1 rRNA gene is annotated in these 246 nt (G+C 47.2%); it reads left to right on the top strand.

The features are described from left to right. Nucleotides 1-44: 44 nt before the first annotated feature. Nucleotides 45-246 (top strand): 16S ribosomal RNA (locus H5120_RS20100); the annotation flags it as partial.

Here is a 246-nt window from a genome sequence, read left to right as displayed (position 1 = left end):
AAAAATTCAGAATTCATTGAGCTGTCGAAAGACATAAAACTTTTTAATTGAAGAGTTTGATCATGGCTCAGATTGAACGCTGGCGGCAGGCCTAACACATGCAAGTCGAGCGGTAACAGAAAGTAGCTTGCTACTTTGCTGACGAGCGGCGGACGGGTGAGTAATGCTTGGGAACATGCCTTGAGGTGGGGGACAACAGTTGGAAACGACTGCTAATACCGCATAATGTCTACGGACCAAAGGGGG

Source organism: Pseudoalteromonas sp. SR43-2, from assembly GCF_014163885.1.
GTDB classification, from domain to species: Bacteria; Pseudomonadota; Gammaproteobacteria; order Enterobacterales; family Alteromonadaceae; genus Pseudoalteromonas; species Pseudoalteromonas distincta.
Note: the sequence above shows the minus strand (reverse complement) of the source record. Positions and strands in the feature narration are given on the sequence as shown.